The sequence below is a fragment of the Pseudoalteromonas ulvae UL12 genome (genome assembly GCF_014925405.1).
Classification (GTDB): domain Bacteria; phylum Pseudomonadota; class Gammaproteobacteria; order Enterobacterales; family Alteromonadaceae; genus Pseudoalteromonas; species Pseudoalteromonas ulvae.
On sequence record NZ_AQHJ01000029.1, the window covers coordinates 230,889 to 247,712 of the forward strand.

15 protein-coding genes are annotated in these 16,824 nt (G+C 42.5%); 4 read left to right on the forward strand and 11 right to left on the reverse strand.

Annotated features, from left to right (window positions below; genetic code table 11):
* Positions 1 to 25: 25 nt before the first annotated feature.
* Positions 26 to 1,474, reverse strand: coding sequence for a protein adenylyltransferase SelO (locus PULV_RS13480; protein ID WP_193331984.1), 1,449 nt, complete (start codon positions 1,472 to 1,474; stop codon positions 26 to 28).
* 176 nt (positions 1,475 to 1,650) lie between these two features.
* Here PULV_RS13480 and PULV_RS13485 point away from each other — a divergent pair, with 176 nt between their 5' ends.
* Positions 1,651 to 1,953, forward strand: a complete 303-nt coding sequence (locus tag PULV_RS13485; protein WP_086744884.1) for a c-type cytochrome — start codon at positions 1,651 to 1,653, stop codon at positions 1,951 to 1,953.
* A gap of 17 nt (positions 1,954 to 1,970) precedes the next feature.
* Here PULV_RS13485 and recQ read toward each other — a convergent pair whose 3' ends face one another.
* A complete protein-coding gene (gene recQ / locus PULV_RS13490) occupies positions 1,971 to 3,791 on the reverse strand; it encodes a DNA helicase RecQ (protein ID WP_193331985.1) in 1,821 nt (606 codons plus the stop codon).
* 239 nt (positions 3,792 to 4,030) lie between these two features.
* Here recQ and rarD point away from each other — a divergent pair, with 239 nt between their 5' ends.
* Positions 4,031 to 4,942 carry an EamA family transporter RarD gene (gene rarD / locus PULV_RS13495; RefSeq protein WP_193331986.1) on the forward strand — a complete coding sequence of 304 codons (912 nt, stop codon included), beginning with the start codon at positions 4,031 to 4,033 and terminating at the stop codon, positions 4,940 to 4,942.
* A 9-nt stretch (positions 4,943 to 4,951) separates the two neighbouring features.
* On the opposite strand, the gene PULV_RS13500 is transcribed toward rarD, so the two are convergent.
* The 3 genes from PULV_RS13500 to maoP form a co-directional block, all read right to left on the reverse strand.
* A complete protein-coding gene (locus tag PULV_RS13500) occupies positions 4,952 to 6,190 on the reverse strand; it encodes a diguanylate cyclase domain-containing protein (protein ID WP_193331987.1) in 1,239 nt (412 codons plus the stop codon).
* A 142-nt stretch (positions 6,191 to 6,332) separates the two neighbouring features.
* Positions 6,333 to 7,301 (reverse strand): ATP-grasp domain-containing protein, encoded by a 969-nt coding sequence (locus PULV_RS13505; RefSeq protein ID WP_193331988.1) that lies wholly within the window; start codon positions 7,299 to 7,301, stop codon positions 6,333 to 6,335.
* Positions 7,301 to 7,669, reverse strand: a complete 369-nt coding sequence (gene maoP, locus PULV_RS13510) for a DUF413 domain-containing protein (RefSeq protein ID WP_193331989.1) — start codon at positions 7,667 to 7,669, stop codon at positions 7,301 to 7,303. The genes PULV_RS13505 and maoP overlap by 1 nt, the downstream gene beginning before the upstream one ends.
* Positions 7,670 to 7,761: 92 nt before the next feature.
* Here maoP and PULV_RS13515 point away from each other — a divergent pair, with 92 nt between their 5' ends.
* Complete coding sequence (locus PULV_RS13515; RefSeq protein ID WP_086744685.1) at positions 7,762 to 8,634, forward strand: LysR family transcriptional regulator; 873 nt, start codon at positions 7,762 to 7,764, stop codon at positions 8,632 to 8,634.
* A gap of 62 nt (positions 8,635 to 8,696) precedes the next feature.
* Here the strand turns inward: PULV_RS13515 and PULV_RS13520 are convergent, their stop codons facing one another.
* The 4 genes from PULV_RS13520 to asnC all read right to left on the reverse strand — a co-directional run bounded on the left by PULV_RS13520 (position 8,697) and on the right by asnC (position 13,462).
* Positions 8,697 to 9,842, reverse strand: coding sequence for an OprO/OprP family phosphate-selective porin (locus tag PULV_RS13520; protein WP_193331990.1), 1,146 nt, complete (start codon positions 9,840 to 9,842; stop codon positions 8,697 to 8,699).
* Positions 9,843 to 10,103: 261 nt separating this feature from the next.
* Positions 10,104 to 12,185, reverse strand: a complete 2,082-nt coding sequence (gene recG, locus PULV_RS13525; RefSeq protein ID WP_193331991.1) for an ATP-dependent DNA helicase RecG — start codon at positions 12,183 to 12,185, stop codon at positions 10,104 to 10,106.
* 61 nt (positions 12,186 to 12,246) lie between these two features.
* Positions 12,247 to 12,933, reverse strand: coding sequence for a tRNA (guanosine(18)-2'-O)-methyltransferase TrmH (trmH, locus tag PULV_RS13530; protein ID WP_193331992.1), 687 nt, complete (start codon positions 12,931 to 12,933; stop codon positions 12,247 to 12,249).
* Between the two features lie 70 nt (positions 12,934 to 13,003).
* Positions 13,004 to 13,462 carry a transcriptional regulator AsnC gene (asnC, locus tag PULV_RS13535; RefSeq protein WP_086744681.1) on the reverse strand — a complete coding sequence of 153 codons (459 nt, stop codon included), beginning with the start codon at positions 13,460 to 13,462 and terminating at the stop codon, positions 13,004 to 13,006.
* Positions 13,463 to 13,656: 194 nt separating this feature from the next.
* On the opposite strand from asnC, the gene asnA reads away from it, so the two are divergent.
* A complete protein-coding gene (gene asnA / locus PULV_RS13540) occupies positions 13,657 to 14,652 on the forward strand; it encodes an aspartate--ammonia ligase (RefSeq protein WP_086744680.1) in 996 nt (331 codons plus the stop codon).
* A gap of 19 nt (positions 14,653 to 14,671) precedes the next feature.
* On the opposite strand, the gene PULV_RS13545 is transcribed toward asnA, so the two are convergent.
* Both PULV_RS13545 and PULV_RS13550 read right to left on the reverse strand, forming a co-directional pair.
* The gene (locus PULV_RS13545; RefSeq protein ID WP_193331993.1) at positions 14,672 to 16,297 is read right to left on the reverse strand and encodes a DUF342 domain-containing protein; all 1,626 of its coding nucleotides are present in this window, start codon (positions 16,295 to 16,297) and stop codon (positions 14,672 to 14,674) included.
* Between the two features lie 114 nt (positions 16,298 to 16,411).
* Positions 16,412 to 16,804 (reverse strand): RidA family protein, encoded by a 393-nt coding sequence (locus tag PULV_RS13550; RefSeq protein ID WP_086744678.1) that lies wholly within the window; start codon positions 16,802 to 16,804, stop codon positions 16,412 to 16,414.
* Positions 16,805 to 16,824 lie beyond the last annotated feature (20 nt).

Below are 16,824 nucleotides of genomic sequence, written 5' to 3' on the forward strand. Positions count from 1 at the left end.
TCTCTAAAATAGATTGATAAATAAGTTAAGTGCCACAGAAGGTGCGATAGTGTTGGTCGCCATCTGCAGCTGGATCTTGGTATTGCTCAGTGTGTTGTGTGTGCTGATAAGGATGTGCAAGCACAGATAAAAATCTCTCAATGTCACTCTGTGCACCTTGCTCATATTGTGCCAGTACAGCTTCAACATGGTGATTGCGAGGGATCACCACTGGATTATTCTGTTGCATGAGCTCATAAGCGTTGCAGGGTGAGATTGAGACGTTTGCTAAAGCAGATTGCCATTTGGCGACCCAGTCATTGAGCGGTGCGACAAGTGCCACGGTGGCTTGGCTGTTTATAATTAAGCCCAAATGATAAAACGTCAGCGTGTAGTCTAATTGATGTGTCTGCATCAAATCGAGTAATTCAGTACTTAAGGCATCGACTTCATCTGAGGTATGCTCAAAGCCAAGCTTTGCAGCCATCATAGTATTAAACGCTTGTTGAAATTGTGCGCTCATAGCAATAATTAAAGGCTCAACTTTAGCTACTGCCGCATCTTGGTCTGAATCAATTAAAGGCAATAAAGCTTCTGCAAGCCTAGCCATATTCCACTGTGCGATTGGGGCTTGATTTGCAAATGCATAACGGCCTTTGCGATCTATCGAGCTAAACACAGTGCCTGGATGATAAACTCCCATCATAGCGCAAGGGCCAAAATCTATGGTTTCACCACTAATTGCGGTGTTATCGGTATTCATCACACCATGAATAAAACCCACTCGCAGCCAGGCTGTGATGAGTGTAATTTGCTTGGCGATAACTTGCTCAAGAAACGTAATAACACGCTCAGCGCCGCTGGATTTGATCGTTGGATAATGGCGGGCAATGGCATATTGGGTCAGTTCATCAAGTGCTTCAAGATTACCTTGGCTGGCAAAATACTGAAACGTGCCGACGCGAATATGGCTGGCCGCTACACGGGTAACAATTGCACCGGGTTTTGCATCGCCTCGATACACAGGCTCTCCGCTGGCTACAACGGCTAAGCAGCGAGATGTCGGCACACCTAAGGCAAACATAGCTTCGCTCATGATGTATTCACGTACAGCAGGGCCAATGGCACAGCGACCATCACCTTGGCGAGAAAAGGGAGTCGGGCCCGAACCTTTGAGTTGAATATCTCGCTGTTGAGCGTTTTCATCGCTGATCTCACCAATTAAATGCGCGCGGCCATCACCGAGTTGGGGGTTAAAGTGGCCAAATTGATGACCACTGTAAGTTAATGCGATGGATTCTGCGCCGGGTGGCAACTGATTTCCTGAAAAATACTGCGCTAATAGTGCGCTATCTTGAGTCAAAGTGCTTGGTATCAGTAACTGCTTTGCTAAAGAATCATTCCAAAGCAGCAATTTCGGCTTGGCTACCGGAGTAGGCAGTACATGTTGGTAAAAAATTGGCGCGAGTTTGATATAAGTATTGTTAAATTTCATCTGGGCACTTAGTCAGTTGATTTTCGCTATGATAAACGATTTATTTACCTTGCAGTACGAAAGGTCTGAATAAATCGGTTGCTAAAAAAGCACTTTTATTGCGCTAACGCAAAATCAAGTTGGTAATAATCGTTAAAATCATCTTAACTAATTAAAAAATAAGAGAAGTTATGATTATGAAAAAGTTTTTATTTGTGGGGTTAGCTATGTGCTGTAGTGCTGTTTCTGCAGGTGACATTGAACAAGGTAAAGCAAAATCTGCAATGTGTGTCGCGTGTCATGGAGTTAATGGTGTCAGTTCAGTGGCGATTTATCCCAATTTAGCGGGGCAAAAAAGTGCATATTTAGCCAAGCAAATGCGCGACTTCAAATCGGGAAATCGTAACGATGCCATGATGAGTGCAATGGCAAAGCCACTCAGTGATGCTGATATCGATAATCTAGCAGCGTACTTTGCTTCTTTACCTGCAGCAAAGTAACAAGCCCAAAAAGAAAGTTATGACTGCACTAAATAGGCGCGGATTAAATTCATAAACGCTGCGCCATATTTAGTGAGTTTAGTGAACCCCACTCCGGATACTTGCAAAAATTCAGCATCGTTTGTTGGCATAATTTGCGCCATTTCAGCCAAGGTTTTATCGTTAAAGACCACATAGGGAGGGACATCATCGGCATCGGCCAATTCTTTGCGTAATGCGCGAAGTTTGGCAAAGAGTTTTTTGTCGTAATTGAATTGGGCCAATTTATCTTGGTAGACGTGTTTTGCTTGTAGTCGCGGTTCGGCTAATTGCAGTTGGTATTCACCTCGTAATACGGGGCGAGCAGCTTCTGTGAGGCGTAAAATTGACCCAAGTGTGATGTCTTGTTGTAACAAACCTTGGTGGACCAGCTGCCTTAAAATACTGAGCCAAAATTCAATACTGTGCTCTTTGCCAATAGCAAATGTGCTGAGTTCGTGATGATTATTGTCGCGTATTCTGGCTGTATTGGCTCCGCGCAACAACTCGACGATATAACCCATGCCAAACTTTTGTTCTGCGCGATAGACACACGATAACGCCTGCTGTGCGACGACTGTCCCATCAAATTGTGTGGGTGGATTAAGGCAGATGTCGCAGTTTCCACAGACTTCTCGTTGATACTCTGAAAAGTAATTCAGCAGTATTTTTCGCCGGCAGGTTTGCGCCTCTGCAAAGCTGGCCATTGCATTAAAGCGTTGTTGTTCTACTTTTCGCCTTTGTTCATCTTCAATATCTTCAAAAAACCGTTTCACCCGTGGAATATCCGCCGGGTCAAAATACATTATGGCTTCGGCGGCTAAACCATCTCGCCCTGCGCGCCCGGTTTCTTGATAATAAGACTCGATGTTTTTAGGAATATCGTAATGAATTACAAAACGAACATTGGGTTTGTTAATGCCCATCCCAAATGCGACAGTGGCAACGACAATTTGAATATCATCTTTTGCAAAGGCAGTTTGCACAAAGCTGCGCTGGGTGTTTTCAAGCCCTGCATGGTAGGCGGCAGCGTTAAATCCGGCTTCGACTAATTTTGCGCTAATATCATCGACCCGCTTACGGCTGGTGCAGTAAATAATCCCGCTTTGCCCTTTTTGTTGGCGCAAATAGCGCATCAACTGTGATAAAGGCTTAAATTTTTCTTCAAGCGTATAGCGAATATTCGGCCGATCAAAGCTTCCCGTATAAATATACGGCTGCTGTAAGGTGAGTTGTTCGACGATGTCATGGCGTGTGGCAGTATCGGCTGTTGCTGTGAGCGCCATGATAGGGATTGTCGGAAAATACTGCTTTAGTTGCTTAAGTCGAAAATAATGGGGGCGAAAATCATGGCCCCAATGAGAGACGCAATGGGCCTCATCAATGGCAAATAAACTAATGGGTAAGTGGTGCAAGCGCTCGATAAAATCATGTTGCAAAATACGTTCAGGTGCCACGTACAGCAGCTTAATTTTACCGGCATGTAAATCCTGATAAATAGCCATACTTTGTTCGCGAGAAAGGCTTTGATTTAAGCATTCTGCGGCAACACCTAAGGCGTTAAGTTGCGCTACTTGATCCTGCATTAATGAAATCAGCGGCGAGACCACGATAGTGATCCCAGATAAGGCTAGTGCAGGGATTTGATAACAAAGCGATTTTCCTCCGCCAGTAGGCATGAGTACAAGCGTATCTTGGCCTGCTATTGCGGCGTTTATAACGCTGTCTTGTCCTGCGCGAAAGGTATCGTACCCAAATACTTGTTTAAGTATCGAATAGATATCAGAGGCGGACTGTTCGGTCGTTGGAGTAGTTATCATCGCGGCATTTTAGAGTTTTTTTTCTCGCTTGTCTGCATTCCTTGTTAGGAATTGATCGGGTTAATTCGTTTTTGGTATTCCATTCAAGTGTGCTTTTGTTACTGTCGAATAACACTGACAGCGAAGTAAATTTAGTGATACACGGTGTTTAAGTTAAATTTATTATTTCGAGTTCTATGGTGCCCGAACTTTCAAACTTACGTTAAGATAGCGAACCTTTTTTATGGATGTGTAATTGAATGTCGATTAGTTCAGAGCAAAAGCAGGGCATGTTATTTGCGAGCGCAGCTTTTTTAATGTGGGGCTTGGCCCCCATTTATTTTAAGTTGCTAGACAATGTGGCTGCAATGGAAATTTTAGTGCATCGCGTTGTTTGGTCCTTTCTATTTTTACTTGTTATTGTCGTGACCATTAAAAAGTGGCATACGGTTGTTCGTGTTTTGAAACAACCTAAATTAGTGATGATGCTGGTTGTTACTGCGGGCCTGCTGGGATTTAACTGGGGGTTGTTTATTTGGTCTGTAAACAATAATCACATGCTCGATGCCAGTCTCGGTTATTACATTAATCCATTATTGAATGTATTATTGGGCTTTTTGTTTTTAGGTGAGCGTTTACGCCGCTGGCAAGGTGTTTCGGTGGCATTGGCCATCTCTGGGGTAGTGATCCAAGTGATAAGTTTTGGATCTTTTCCTGTTATTGCGTTTTCGCTGGCGAGTTCATTTGCTGTGTACGGGTTGTTACGCAAAAAACTGGCGGTTGATTCATTGCCAGGGTTATTGCTTGAGTCTCTTATTTTGCTTCCTGCGGCGTTAATTTACTGGTTTTATTTCATGCAATCACCGACCTCGGATTTAGCTCTCAATACGTGGCAATTGAATGCATTGTTAGTCAGTGCAGGGATTGTGACGACATTGCCATTATTATGTTTTACCGCTGCTGCGAAACGCTTGCAATACACGACATTAGGTTTTTTCCAGTATATTGGCCCAAGTTTAATGTTTTTATTGGCAGTGAGCTTTTATGGTGAAACATTTGGTGTCGATCGGATGATAACATTCGCCTGCATTTGGGGGGCGTTGGCATTGTTCAGTTGGGATTCGTATCGCTTTGCACAAAAAGCCAAACTGCGCACTGCACCGAAAGACTAACCCGTTGCGTTAATCTGCAATTACGATATTACGGCCAGATTCTTTGGCCGTATATAAATGTAGATCTGCCACTTTTAAAATTTCATCAACACGTGTTTTTAGTTGATGGGTCACTCCTACCGATAAAGTAAAATGTATATTGTCTTGGCTAAATGTAGGGCTATGTTTATCGACCTCACTTCTAAAAATTTCTAATTGCTGTTGTGCTTCTTGATAAGTGTGATTGGCAAAGAATATCGCAAACTCTTCTCCTCCTAACCTTGCAACTAACGCTTCTGGAAAATGCTGTTTGAAAAAATCAGCCAATCCTTTTAAAACGTCATCTCCTGCATCATGGCCATAGTTATCATTAATTGCTTTAAAGTGATCAATATCTATCATGGCAAGTGTGATGCCTTGCTGTTGTTCAAGGTTTTTTGTGAGCTGTTCTTGTACTGATTCAAAAAAGTAGCGGCGGTTGGGGAGGTTTGTTAGATAGTCGCTGTTGGCTTGTAGGCGGATGGTTGCAATCGCATCGAGCATTTCAATATTTTGACTGAGCCGGCAGTAAAATTCTTCGGGATGAAAGGGTTTACTCAAGTAATCATTGGCCCCATTTTTTAAAAATTTAGCCGACATTTGGTTATCTTTGGTACTTGAAATGCCTATCACAGCGAGATCTTCGTTACTGTATTCTTGCCTAATTTTGGACGTTAGGGTGATGCCGTCCATATTGGGCATTTCGTTATCGGTGATCACCACTTTGATGTCTGTATATGCTTCTAATTGAGCGAGCCCTTCAATGCCATCTTTTGCCACCGCCACTAAATAATTGTGGCGATTAAGTAAGTTTGTAAGATGGTTACGGGTCGCTGCAGAATCATCGACCACTAATATACGTACATGTTCGTTTTTAGGTAAGCGACGTAGTTGTGTTTCGAGATAATGATAAGCTTGGCGGTTTTCTTTGGTAATGTAATCAACGATGGGATAACGCAGTACAGTGTCGCGAGTTTGGCTATCAATTTTTCCGGTCATGACAATAGTGGGAATATCGGCACCAATTGTAAATGGAATGGCTTCACCTGTGGGGGCATCGGGCAATACGTAGTCGACGACAGCGCAAAAATAATTATTATGTTCTATCAGTGTAATGGCTTCTGCCAGTGAGTAGGCAACATCAACATCAAATCCTATTTTCACACCTATGTGTTTTTGCACTTTAGCGATGGATTGATTGTCTTCAATAATTAATAACTTATGAGGCACTATTAACCCTTTCAATAACGAGATAAGTAACGAAAAGTCGTTAATAAAAAGTTTAGCTGAGCTTTTTTAATTTGCTGAATTTTGATGGAATTTCTTATGCTAAGCGGAGAGGGTGCACGTTAAGCGTGCACCACACAAATTGTTATTTTGGATCTTTTTGAGAAGGAATAGCTGAGGTTTCAGGTGTTTTTTTGCCTTGAGGTTTGTCAAAAATTCCCAAACGAATGCGTACAAAGTGTAAAATTTCTTTTGCTACATCAATATCGATGCACGATTCTAACCCTTCAAAGCCTGGTGAAGAATTAGCTTCACATATTTTATAATGACCATTGTCAAAAAGAAGGTCGATACCAGCAATATCTAAATCAAGTGCATGAGAAGTTTGCAGTGCTAACCATTCGATTTCGGGGGTGATTGAAAATGGGCTGGCGCTACCGCCATTGCTGACATTGGCTTTGAAGTCACCATCAACTGCTTTTCGCTCAAAACATGCAATGACTCGTCCACCGATGGTAAATACACGCAAATCACGGCCATGGCTATTACTAATAAATTCTTGCAAGATGATATTGGCATTTTTATTGGTCGCTTCAATCAGTTGCATTAAGTCGCGAAATTCACTTTTACTTTTAGATAAAAAAACACCACTGCCTTGAGAGCCTGATAGGGTTTTGATCACCACGGGAAAACCCAAAGTGGTTTCAACTAAATCAACATTAACCGGAAACTTAACCAACATGGTTTTAGGCGTTGGTAGGTTTTTCTCGGCGAGGATTTGTTGGGAGTACAACTTATCTTTGACGGTTTCGATGGCCACTGAGTTATTCACACAATAAACACCTAAACGTTCTAAATGGCGGATAATGGCCAAGGCAAAATATGTGGTACCCGCACCCATTCTTGGCATCACAAAATCAGGCAGCTTTACGTACTCGCCATTGATCATGATACTTTTGTCGTCTTCGCGCGTGACCGTCAAATCGAATTGATCTGGTGAATACACATCGAGTTCAATGCCCGATGCTTTGGCGGCTTCAACTAGGCGTTGAATTTCATAAGACTCTGGTTTTAATAAAGTGGCAGAGTCTTTATAGATGATCCAACCGCGCATTAGTATTCCTCAATTTGTCTACCGTAGCTGATTTCACTGCCGGTATTTTTCGATTTGCCAAACACAGTGTGAAACCGTGCTGGACTCGTTGTCAGTTTTAGGTATTTCAACCATGCCTTTTCGGCGATATTGCTTGCCTCAGCCAGCCCTTGCATCACATCAACAAAGTGAGTTTGCAGGTCATTTTTCGGCTCGATTGTGTTGTTATATAACGCTTTTAATACTACGCCATTGTTTTCTAGGATTTGCGCTTCTAATAACGTAAAGTTACCACTTCGGCTAAATCCTCGAGGGAATTGAGCATCATCAAAAAAAAGTTGGTTTGATGCAAATGCCAGCTTAATCGCTGTAATATCTTGGTTAGACATACAGGTTCCTTTAGGACATGATTATTCGCTGCGAGCTTATACTAAGATTTGTGTTAATTTAAACAAAAAGAATTTATCGTGAGGATAAGTAATTGGATATAGATTTACTAAAAACATTTATGGAAGTCGCCAATACTCGACACTTTGGTCGTGCGGCAGAAAACCTCTATTTAACTCAGTCTGCGGTGAGCTTTCGAATTCGTCAACTTGAGCAAACATTAGGTGTAAATCTATTTTTAAGGCAACGAAACAACATTCAACTCACCGCAGCAGGTGAGCGATTACTTCCTCATGCAAAGTTAATTGTCACAGGTGTTCAGCGAGCAAAAATTGATGTCGCACTCGCTGAGGGAATGAACAAACAAGTGTCTTTGGCTGGCACTCCTAATATTTGGGATGCGTTTTTGCAATTTGGTATCACCAATATTGTTTCGGCTATGCCTGGGGTGTCACTGGTTGCAGAGGTCAAAGCGCAGCAAGAAAGTACGCGACTTTTGTTAGAGCGCACCTTAGACATGGCGGTGTTATTTGATCCGCCTAAAGTAGATGAACTTAAGGTTGAGCGCATTTGTGAGCTTGCCATCATCCCTATTACTAGCTTTGATGAGTGCGATACTGTCAGCTTTTATGAAAACCAATATGTGTATGTCGATTGGGGCACTGCTTTTTCGTTGTGGCATGCAGAAGTCGCTGCTGGGAAAACGCTCCCGTATGTTCGCACCAGTACAGGGCGGATTGCGCTTGATTTATTATTACAATGTGGAGGCAGTGCGTTTATTCCTGAAGCATTAGCGAAAAGTTACTTGCAATCAGACGTATTAAAACGTGTTGATGGAATACCGGAAACATCACGCGATATTTATATTGCGTATCATAAAGATAATGAACAAAAAGAGTTCATTGAAACTGTGGTAGGTTTGTTACGAGCGCTAAGCCCAAAAGCGGCGAAATCATTAAAAGCGTAATAAAAATGATAGACAATAAAAAAGCGGCTAAGCCGCTTTTTTATTGTGTTTTCAATTACTAATTACCAAGTAACTTGCATACGTGCAGCAACAGAAGTTGCGTCGTACTTAGCAAACTCATCACCGTCGCTTGAAACAACGTTGAACATCGCACGCATGTTCTTATTGATATAATAGTTTGCGCCCAATGTGATTGAGTCGACTTGTCCACCCATCACACCTGCTTCTTTATCATTTAAATCTAGGCTTGATACGCGTGCTGCGATTTCCCAAGCGCCGTCTTTACCTGGCTTAACACGTTTGAACTTACCTTGTTTTGTATTGTAAGGACGTGAAGAGCCATCAAGTAAATAAGATGCCGATAAATAAAAACCATCAAAACTACTGTCATTATTGACTGAAGAATCAACATCAGCATTGATGTATTCACCAAGAATCGTCAAAGAACCGAATTTCATTGCAGTTTCAAGTGCATACATATTGTAGCCATCAGCAGCTAAGCTAGAAGTATCGACTATGCGTGTATCTGCTTGGTGTGATTCTGGACGTGAGCGAAAACGAACAGATGCGCCATCAGACAGCTGACGCGTTGATAACGAGGCACCAAAAGAGATCAGCTGATCTTTGTCGATAACAGGTGCATAGTTAAAACGGCCGTTAAAACCAAGCTCTTCATCACCAGCGTTATCTTTGTTTACGTCTTGACCGTAGATACCGTAATTAAGAGACCAGTTATCACCCCATTGGCGAGCAGCAATACCCATAGCGCGATTTAAACCAAAGGCTTCAATAATTGACGAACGCTCAATGAATGTGACGTCGTTAGAGCTTGTTTGTGGCTCCATACCAAACGCTTCGATTTGGCTACCAATCAACACTTCGGTATTGTTAAAACCGTTATAGCTAATATAAGCATCTTTAACTGATTCACTCGACATGAAATCGTATTGTAGCTTGTAGCCCCACTGCGCCATTTTACCGTTGGCTGCAAAGCGTGCTCGGCGAATTTCAGTACCATTGTTTAAATCAATATCATCACTGTTAAATGCAACAGCGTCTAATTGGATACGACCATTAAACTTGAAGCTATATTGGCCGTCGTCAGATTTCACTTGAAAACCACCTTTAGTGGTCACTTCAGCAGCGTAAAGGCTTGAAGTAGCAAAAATAGCGGCTGTAATCGTAGACAATTTAATTAACTTGTTCATTGCTTGGTTCCTAACTAACAATTGTAGAGTGAATGACTCAATTTAAAGTAGGCAGATGCCTGTTTAATGACGTGTATGTTAATTTCATAATGTTACTTAAATATTACAATGGACTTTTTTAGTTCTAATTAATTAAATATAAATGTCATAAACTATTTATTTATCTGTTTTTAAAGGGTTATTTGTTTTATTTGCCTGTCTCATTTTTGTCATTTTTTTGTATTTAAATATTCATTTTATGTTTTCTAGGCTGTTTTTAGGTCAAGCTTGAGCATACTGTTCTCTTTGTGCAAGCCAGCGATTTATGAGCTTGTCGCATAATTCTGGGTGGCTGTTTAATAAGGATTTGGCCATTGGGCGAACGTGTTTAACCATTTCTTGATCGCGCACTAAATCGGCAATTTTGAACTCAGCTAATCCGGTTTGTTTACTGCCTAATACTTCACCTGGGCCTCGGATTTCGAGATCCCGTTGCGCAATCACAAACCCATCATTGCTGTCGCGAAGCACACCTAACCGTTTTTGCGCAGTAGCTGATAATGGCGCGTGATACAGTAATACGCAGTGGGAGGCAATGGCGCCGCGCCCAACGCGACCACGCAACTGGTGTAATTGGGCTAATCCAAGGCGTTCGGGGTTTTCAATGATGATTAAACTGGCATTGGGCACATCTACCCCGACTTCTATAACGGTTGTGGCGACTAAAACGTGGATTTTTCCTTGCTTGAATTCGTCCATGATCTGCTGTTTTTCAGCGGGTTTCATTCGCCCATGGACTAAACCGATCGTTAACTCAGGCAATAAAACACTCAGTTCTTTCGCATTTTCTTCAGCAGCTTGGCATTGCAAGACTTCAGATTCATCAATTAATGTGCAGACCCAGTAAACCTGACGCTGCTGGTTAGTACAGGCATCGCGAACGCGTTCAATGATTTGGTCGCGACGAGTATCGGGAAGAGCAACTGTGGTGATCGGGGTTCGCCCCGGTGGAAGTTCATCAATAATTGACGTTTCTAAATCAGCGTAGGCAGTCATGGCTAAGGTGCGTGGAATTGGGGTGGCTGTCATCACGAGTTGATGAGGGTAGCAGTCCCCAAAACGGCCTTTCTCACGTAATTCGAGTCGTTGATGAACGCCAAAGCGGTGTTGTTCATCAATGATGATTAAAGCAAGATTAAAAAATTGCACTTGCTGTTGAAATAGCGCGTGAGTGCCAATGATCATTTGTGCTTGGCCACTGGCCATATTCGCTAAGGTTGTTTCGCGCTCTTTGCCTTTGGTTTTACCAGCAAGCCATGCGACTTCAATCCCAAGTGGCAACAACCATTGCTTAAAACTGGTGAAGTGCTGTTCAGCCAAAATTTCAGTGGGGGCCATAAGTGCGACTTGATATCCCTGACCGATTGCAGTTAAGGCACTGAGGGCTGCGACTAAGGTTTTTCCTGAGCCCACATCGCCTTGGACCAAGCGCATCATAGGGTGATGTAAACTTAAATCTTGCTTGATCTCTTTGACAACCCGTTGTTGTGCGCCAGTGGGAGAAAAAGGTAATTGAGCTAAAAATTGCGCTTCAAGTGTCTGGTTGATGTCGAGCGCCACCGCTTGATGATTTTGTGCTTTTTGGCGAAGTTTAAGCAAACTGAGGTTTTGTGCTAATAACTCTTCCAGTACAAGTCGTTGCTGTGCTGGATGAAGCCCTAGCGCAAGTTGCTCAGTACATGTATCTGGACTGGGTCTGTGTAAGGTCAAAATCGCTTGTTTGAGTGTCAGCCCTGCCGGTTGATAACGGGTAGGGAGCAGCTCTTCGATGTCATACTTTTCAAGTAACGTAACGGCTTGATCACTTAAGGCGCGCAGTGACAGTTGCTTTAACCCTTCGGTAGTCGGATAAACAGGAGTCAGCGTGTCACTTGTGGTGTTGTGTTGGTAATCATCGATAATCGCGTATTCAGGATGCGCCATTTCAAAGCCATATTGGCCGCGGCGCACTTCGCCAAAACAACGGATAATTTTACCCGCAACTAAGTTATTTTTTTGCGCAGCAGTGAAACTAAAAAATCGCAGGGTGAGCCGACCTGTTCCATCGTTGATTTGGCAAATCATCATACGGCGCTTACCAAAGGTGACTTGGCAGTTTTCGATTTCACCCATCACACTCAAATGACTGTGCGCTTGTAATTCATGGATCGGGTAGATGCGCGTGCGGTCTTCGTACCTCAATGGTAAATGAAACAGTAAATCTTGTACCGTATGAATGGCTAACTTTGCCAAACGCTGAGCCATTTTTGGCCCAACGCCTTTTAGCTCAGTAACGGGGTATTGGCTTAACAGTGGCTGTGACAAAGGGCACTCAACTCTTTCATTCGATGAATATTTTTCAGTTTACTTGCATGCACATTAGGCATCAAGCATGTTTTAGCGTTTGCCAAAATGCATCATCTGCTACGATCTCACCGTGCTCATCTAATGCAGGGTAGGGTAAGGATTTTTCGATACACTTTTGGGCGATAATTGGATGGCAGCCTTCAAACAGCATTTTATGTTTGATGGATGGATCTAGCATGTTGCGATCGTACAGGCCTGCTTTTTCACGCTGGTTTTGTGCTTCAAATAATATCAAAGCGGCGGCCACCGAAACGTTTAAAGATTGCGCCATACCTTGCATTGGAATAATGATGTTTTTATCGGCATGCGCTAATGCTCGCTCGGAGATCCCGGTTTTTTCTTGGCCGACAATAATAGCTGTAGGCTGGGTGTAATCGATATCACGAAAATCCACCGCTTCAGGGCAAAGATTGGTCGCCAGAATTTGAATCCCAGGGTTTTGCGCTCGAATGGCTTCGATAGCGTGATCGATATTTAAATGCAGCTGTGTATCAATCCAATTTTTGCTGCCACCAGAGGTGTTATTGGTCAACCACTTTTGGTTTTCTGGCCAGACGGCGTGGACATGATGGCAACCAACAGCATCAGCTGTGCGAACAATAGCGGATAAGTTGTGATGTTTATGCACATCTTCTAAACAAACCGTTAAGTCGGTTTGGCGGCGATCTAATACGCTTTTAATGCGATGATAGCGTTTATTTTCCATCGAATTCTCTGTGTTCTGACTATTTTGACGATTATAACAAGTAAATTCACCGCTGCGGGCTGTTTTATCCCTAAGGTATCACTGAGCGTGAAATTGGATTTTGCAATGAAATTAATGTTTCGGTTGATTGTATGGCATCAATAGCTTGAATTTTACTGATCAGTACAGTTTGGAGATGATCAATCGAGCGAGTCATGACTTTAATAAAAATACTGTAGTTGCCTGTGGTGTAGTAGGCCTCGACGACTTCTTCGAGGGCTTCGAGCTTAGTGATGGTATCTGGGTAATCTTTAGCATTTTTTAAATTGATGCCAATAAAGCAGCACACATCATAACCTAATTGTTTTGCATTAATTGCTACGCGTGTGCCTTCAATAATGCCTGCTTGTTTCATTTTTTCGACTCTAACGTGAATGGTGCCTGCACTGACAGCAAGTTTTTTGGCCAATTCAGCATATGGGATCCGTGCATTGTCCATTAAAGCATGCAGGATGGTGCGGTCGAGATTATCGATCTGATAATTTTGCATCGAATATAAAGCCTTTTATTAATGAATTATGAAATATCACCTTATTTTATTGCTGGTTTCTATGGAGTAAAGCTCTTTTTGTTGCGGGATGTTGATATATGTTGCGTTTTGTTTGAGGATAATAGGTAACGAAGGCGGTTTAGATGATGAATCGCTATTTATTTCGACAGATTTTGGGAATGAGGATTATCAAAATGTCAGCAACGTATATCCAAACACAGCAACAGATCAGCAAAGTAAAATCATTGTTCGCAGAGCAACTAGAAAGCCAGTTGGGGCTGATTGAAGTGCAAGCGCCAATTTTAGCCAGAGTCGGTGATGGCATCCAAGACAACCTCAGTGGGCACGAAAAAGCGGTGTCTGTTCAGGTTAAAACATTACCTGCTGAGCAGTACGAAGTGGTGCACTCACTGGCGAAATGGAAACGTAAAACATTAGCGGATCACGGCTTTTCTATCGGTCAGGGTTTATATACCAATATGAAGGCACTTCGTCCTGACGAAGACAAACTCACCCCTATCCACTCTGTTTATGTTGACCAATGGGATTGGGAAAAAGTCATTTGCGCTTCGACAGAGCGCAGCCTTGATTACTTAAAGCAAACTGTTACAACCTTATACCAAGCAATTAAAAAAACAGAATCCCAACTGCAAGACTTGTATGGGATCAAAGGGTTTCTACCCGCTGAGATTACTTTTTTGCATGCAGAACAATTAGCACGAGAGTATCCAAAGCTCACAGGCAAAGAGCGTGAGCGTGCTGTTGCAAAAGAGTTTGGCGCTGTATTTTTAATTGGTATTGGAGGCAAATTAAGTGATGGTGCAATTCATGATGTGCGTGCACCGGATTATGATGATTGGTCAACGCCAACCTGTGATGAGTTTGCGGGTCTAAACGGCGATATTTTAGTGTGGAACCCCGTTTTAGAGGATGTATTTGAGATTTCATCAATGGGTATTCGTGTCTGTCCGGATGCATTGCAGCGTCAGCTTGCATTGACTGGAGATGTTGCAAGACTCTCACTCGATTGGCACAAGCAATTATTGGCCAGAGAGTTACCACAAACAATTGGCGGCGGAATTGGTCAATCGCGTTTGGTGATGTTGTTGTTACAAAAGCATCATATCGGGCAAGTTCAAGTCGGTGTTTGGTCGCCAGAAATTACATCATCCGTTGCTGACATTTTGTGATAAACAGAGCGCGGGTGGTCTAAACTTGGTTGCTGGAGCTAATTTCAATATGGATATTGTTGTCTTGTAAGGTGACGCGACAAGCGGGATAGGTGCGAGAGGTTTTCAGCGTTTTGTTGAACAATTTAAATTCGACACCTGGATGTAAGGTTTGACTGATTTTGATATCGCTGTGCTCAAGTAAAAAGTGCAGCGCATCATCAAACTTAGCAAGTAAGCCTTCTATTTTTTCTGATTGCATCATCCAGTGTTTACTAGCGGTATCAACCTTTGCTTGTAGGGTCTTTTTTTGTTTAGAATTTCCGAGTCTATCTACTGCTACTTGTTTGGCGGTTAATTCAAACAAATGAGTATCTGCTGCGGAAAGTTGCTCCAGTAGCGTTTCGTGTTTTGCTATTAATTGATGTGCAGCTTGCATCATTGTTATTTCTACTTTTGCTCCAGATTCTGAGCCTATTTCTGCAGCGATAACATGTTTGGCATCTAATATTTTACCGCCAATAAACTTGCCAATGCCTTTGCCTTTTTTACCTTCTGCGATTTTTATTGAGTTTTTTGCTGTTAATTCACAATGACTCACTAGGCGTTCAACACTGATGTTGTTAGCGCTAAGGCAGGCATACTGGGCATGACCAAGGGTGAGATCACCGCCGCACGTCACTTTGGTCGTGAGTTGGTGAGCATCGTGATCAAGGTGGCCAATAATTCCACCTTTGACTGAAATGTTCCCTAAGGCTGTTATTTCAGCGCCATCAACGGTACCCAAAATATTGATATCCCCTTTGGCTGTTACTTTCATGCTCGGATCAACACCTTTGGTGATCAATATACTGCCATCAAAATCAATGTGACCAGTTTTCACGCAGACTTCATCGACGGTGAAAATATCATCGACGCGCATACCGTTAGCGGTATCGATAGGCACGCCATCACAAGCAGCAATTAAAGCATGAGGGTTATCATCGGGTATCAATGTACCCTCGCCAGCACTGAGAGTGATTGCTTGGCCAGGTGAGGGAGGTAAAGAATCTCCAATAACATTAAATCCTTCTGTCCCTTGGGTTTCCGGAGTTACTTTTATTAGCACGGTGCCTTTTGTTACGCTGGCTAACTTACCAAAATCACGGTGATCAACTCGTCCATCTTCAAGCTCTTTGGGTTGGCGTAAGCGCTCGGATAATGTGGTGACTTGCTTTTCAAGTTGAGCATCCGTACCATTTGTTGCAGGACGGCCCTGCGCAATGGTGGCGTGCACCGTATCACCAGGTGATAACTCGAATTGTTTTGCTAGCAATGATTCGAGCAGAGCCTGCTTATATCCTCGACTGACTCCCGATTTAACTAGTAGTGCTTTGCCGGCATCAAGAGACATCATTTTTCCACCTTGCGCCGTTTTCAAATAACCCGTTGCAGTCATTTTATCATCGGCGATTTTAATTTCTAATGTGGCATCAGTTTTGGTGGCAACAAGTAGTGTATTTGGCTTGGGATCTTGTTTGAAAAATGCGTTGATTGCATCGGTATGAATTGCAAAGTCAGCATATTGAGAAGCCGCCAGCGCATCTATCACAAATGATACACTTGCAGGTGTACCGTGATTGGCTAAATCTAGAAAAACGTGTCCTTTGCTATCAATTGTAAACATCGCACTGCTTTTTTAAATGTGTATGTTATGAATGTATGATATTTAAACTTTTTTGCCTAGATGAATATAAAAAAAAGCGCAAAATTTGCGCTTTTTTATCAAATCAACAACTCATTAATTTGTTGATGGTAACTCCATGATGCCATCAATTTCGACTTGAACACCTTTAGGAAGAGCACGAACACCAATAGCGGCACGAGCTGGATAGGGCGTTTTAAAGTATTGGCTCATTACTTCGTTAACTGTGGCAAAATTAGAAAGATCAGTTAAGAAAATATTCACTTTTACCATGTCTTGAATCTCACCGCCTGCAGCTTGGCAAACAGCAACTAAATTTTTAAATACTTGATGTGTTTGTTCGGTGAAGTCCTCTGAAATCACTTCCATTGTTTCAGGAACTAGCGGGATCTGGCCTGAAAGATACACCGCAGTTCCGACTTTTACAGCTTGGCTATATGTGCCGATTGCTGCAGGTGCTTGATCGGTATTAATGATAGCTTTTGTCATTGTTTTACATCCTTAAATTC

Excerpts from the sequence above, each read along its gene's own strand:
- PULV_RS13480 (WP_193331984.1), bottom strand. The coding sequence starts at position 1,474 with ATGAAATTTAACAATACTTATATCAAACTCGCGCCAATTTTTTACCAA.
- asnC (WP_086744681.1), bottom strand. The coding sequence starts at position 13,462 with ATGCAAAATTATCAGATCGATAATCTCGACCGCACCATCCTGCATGCT.
- PULV_RS13545 (WP_193331993.1), bottom strand. The coding sequence starts at position 16,297 with ATGTTTACAATTGATAGCAAAGGACACGTTTTTCTAGATTTAGCCAAT.
- trmH (WP_193331992.1), bottom strand. The coding sequence starts at position 12,933 with ATGGAAAATAAACGCTATCATCGCATTAAAAGCGTATTAGATCGCCGC.
- maoP (WP_193331989.1), bottom strand. The coding sequence starts at position 7,669 with ATGTCTAACCAAGATATTACAGCGATTAAGCTGGCATTTGCATCAAAC.
- PULV_RS13550 (WP_086744678.1), bottom strand. The coding sequence starts at position 16,804 with ATGACAAAAGCTATCATTAATACCGATCAAGCACCTGCAGCAATCGGC.
- PULV_RS13505 (WP_193331988.1), bottom strand. The coding sequence starts at position 7,301 with ATGCGCGGTTGGATCATCTATAAAGACTCTGCCACTTTATTAAAACCA.
- rarD (WP_193331986.1), top strand. The coding sequence starts at position 4,031 with ATGTCGATTAGTTCAGAGCAAAAGCAGGGCATGTTATTTGCGAGCGCA.
- PULV_RS13485 (WP_086744884.1), top strand. The coding sequence starts at position 1,651 with ATGAAAAAGTTTTTATTTGTGGGGTTAGCTATGTGCTGTAGTGCTGTT.
- PULV_RS13520 (WP_193331990.1), bottom strand. The coding sequence starts at position 9,842 with ATGAACAAGTTAATTAAATTGTCTACGATTACAGCCGCTATTTTTGCT.
- asnA (WP_086744680.1), top strand. The coding sequence starts at position 13,657 with ATGTCAGCAACGTATATCCAAACACAGCAACAGATCAGCAAAGTAAAA.
- recQ (WP_193331985.1), bottom strand. The coding sequence starts at position 3,791 with ATGATAACTACTCCAACGACCGAACAGTCCGCCTCTGATATCTATTCG.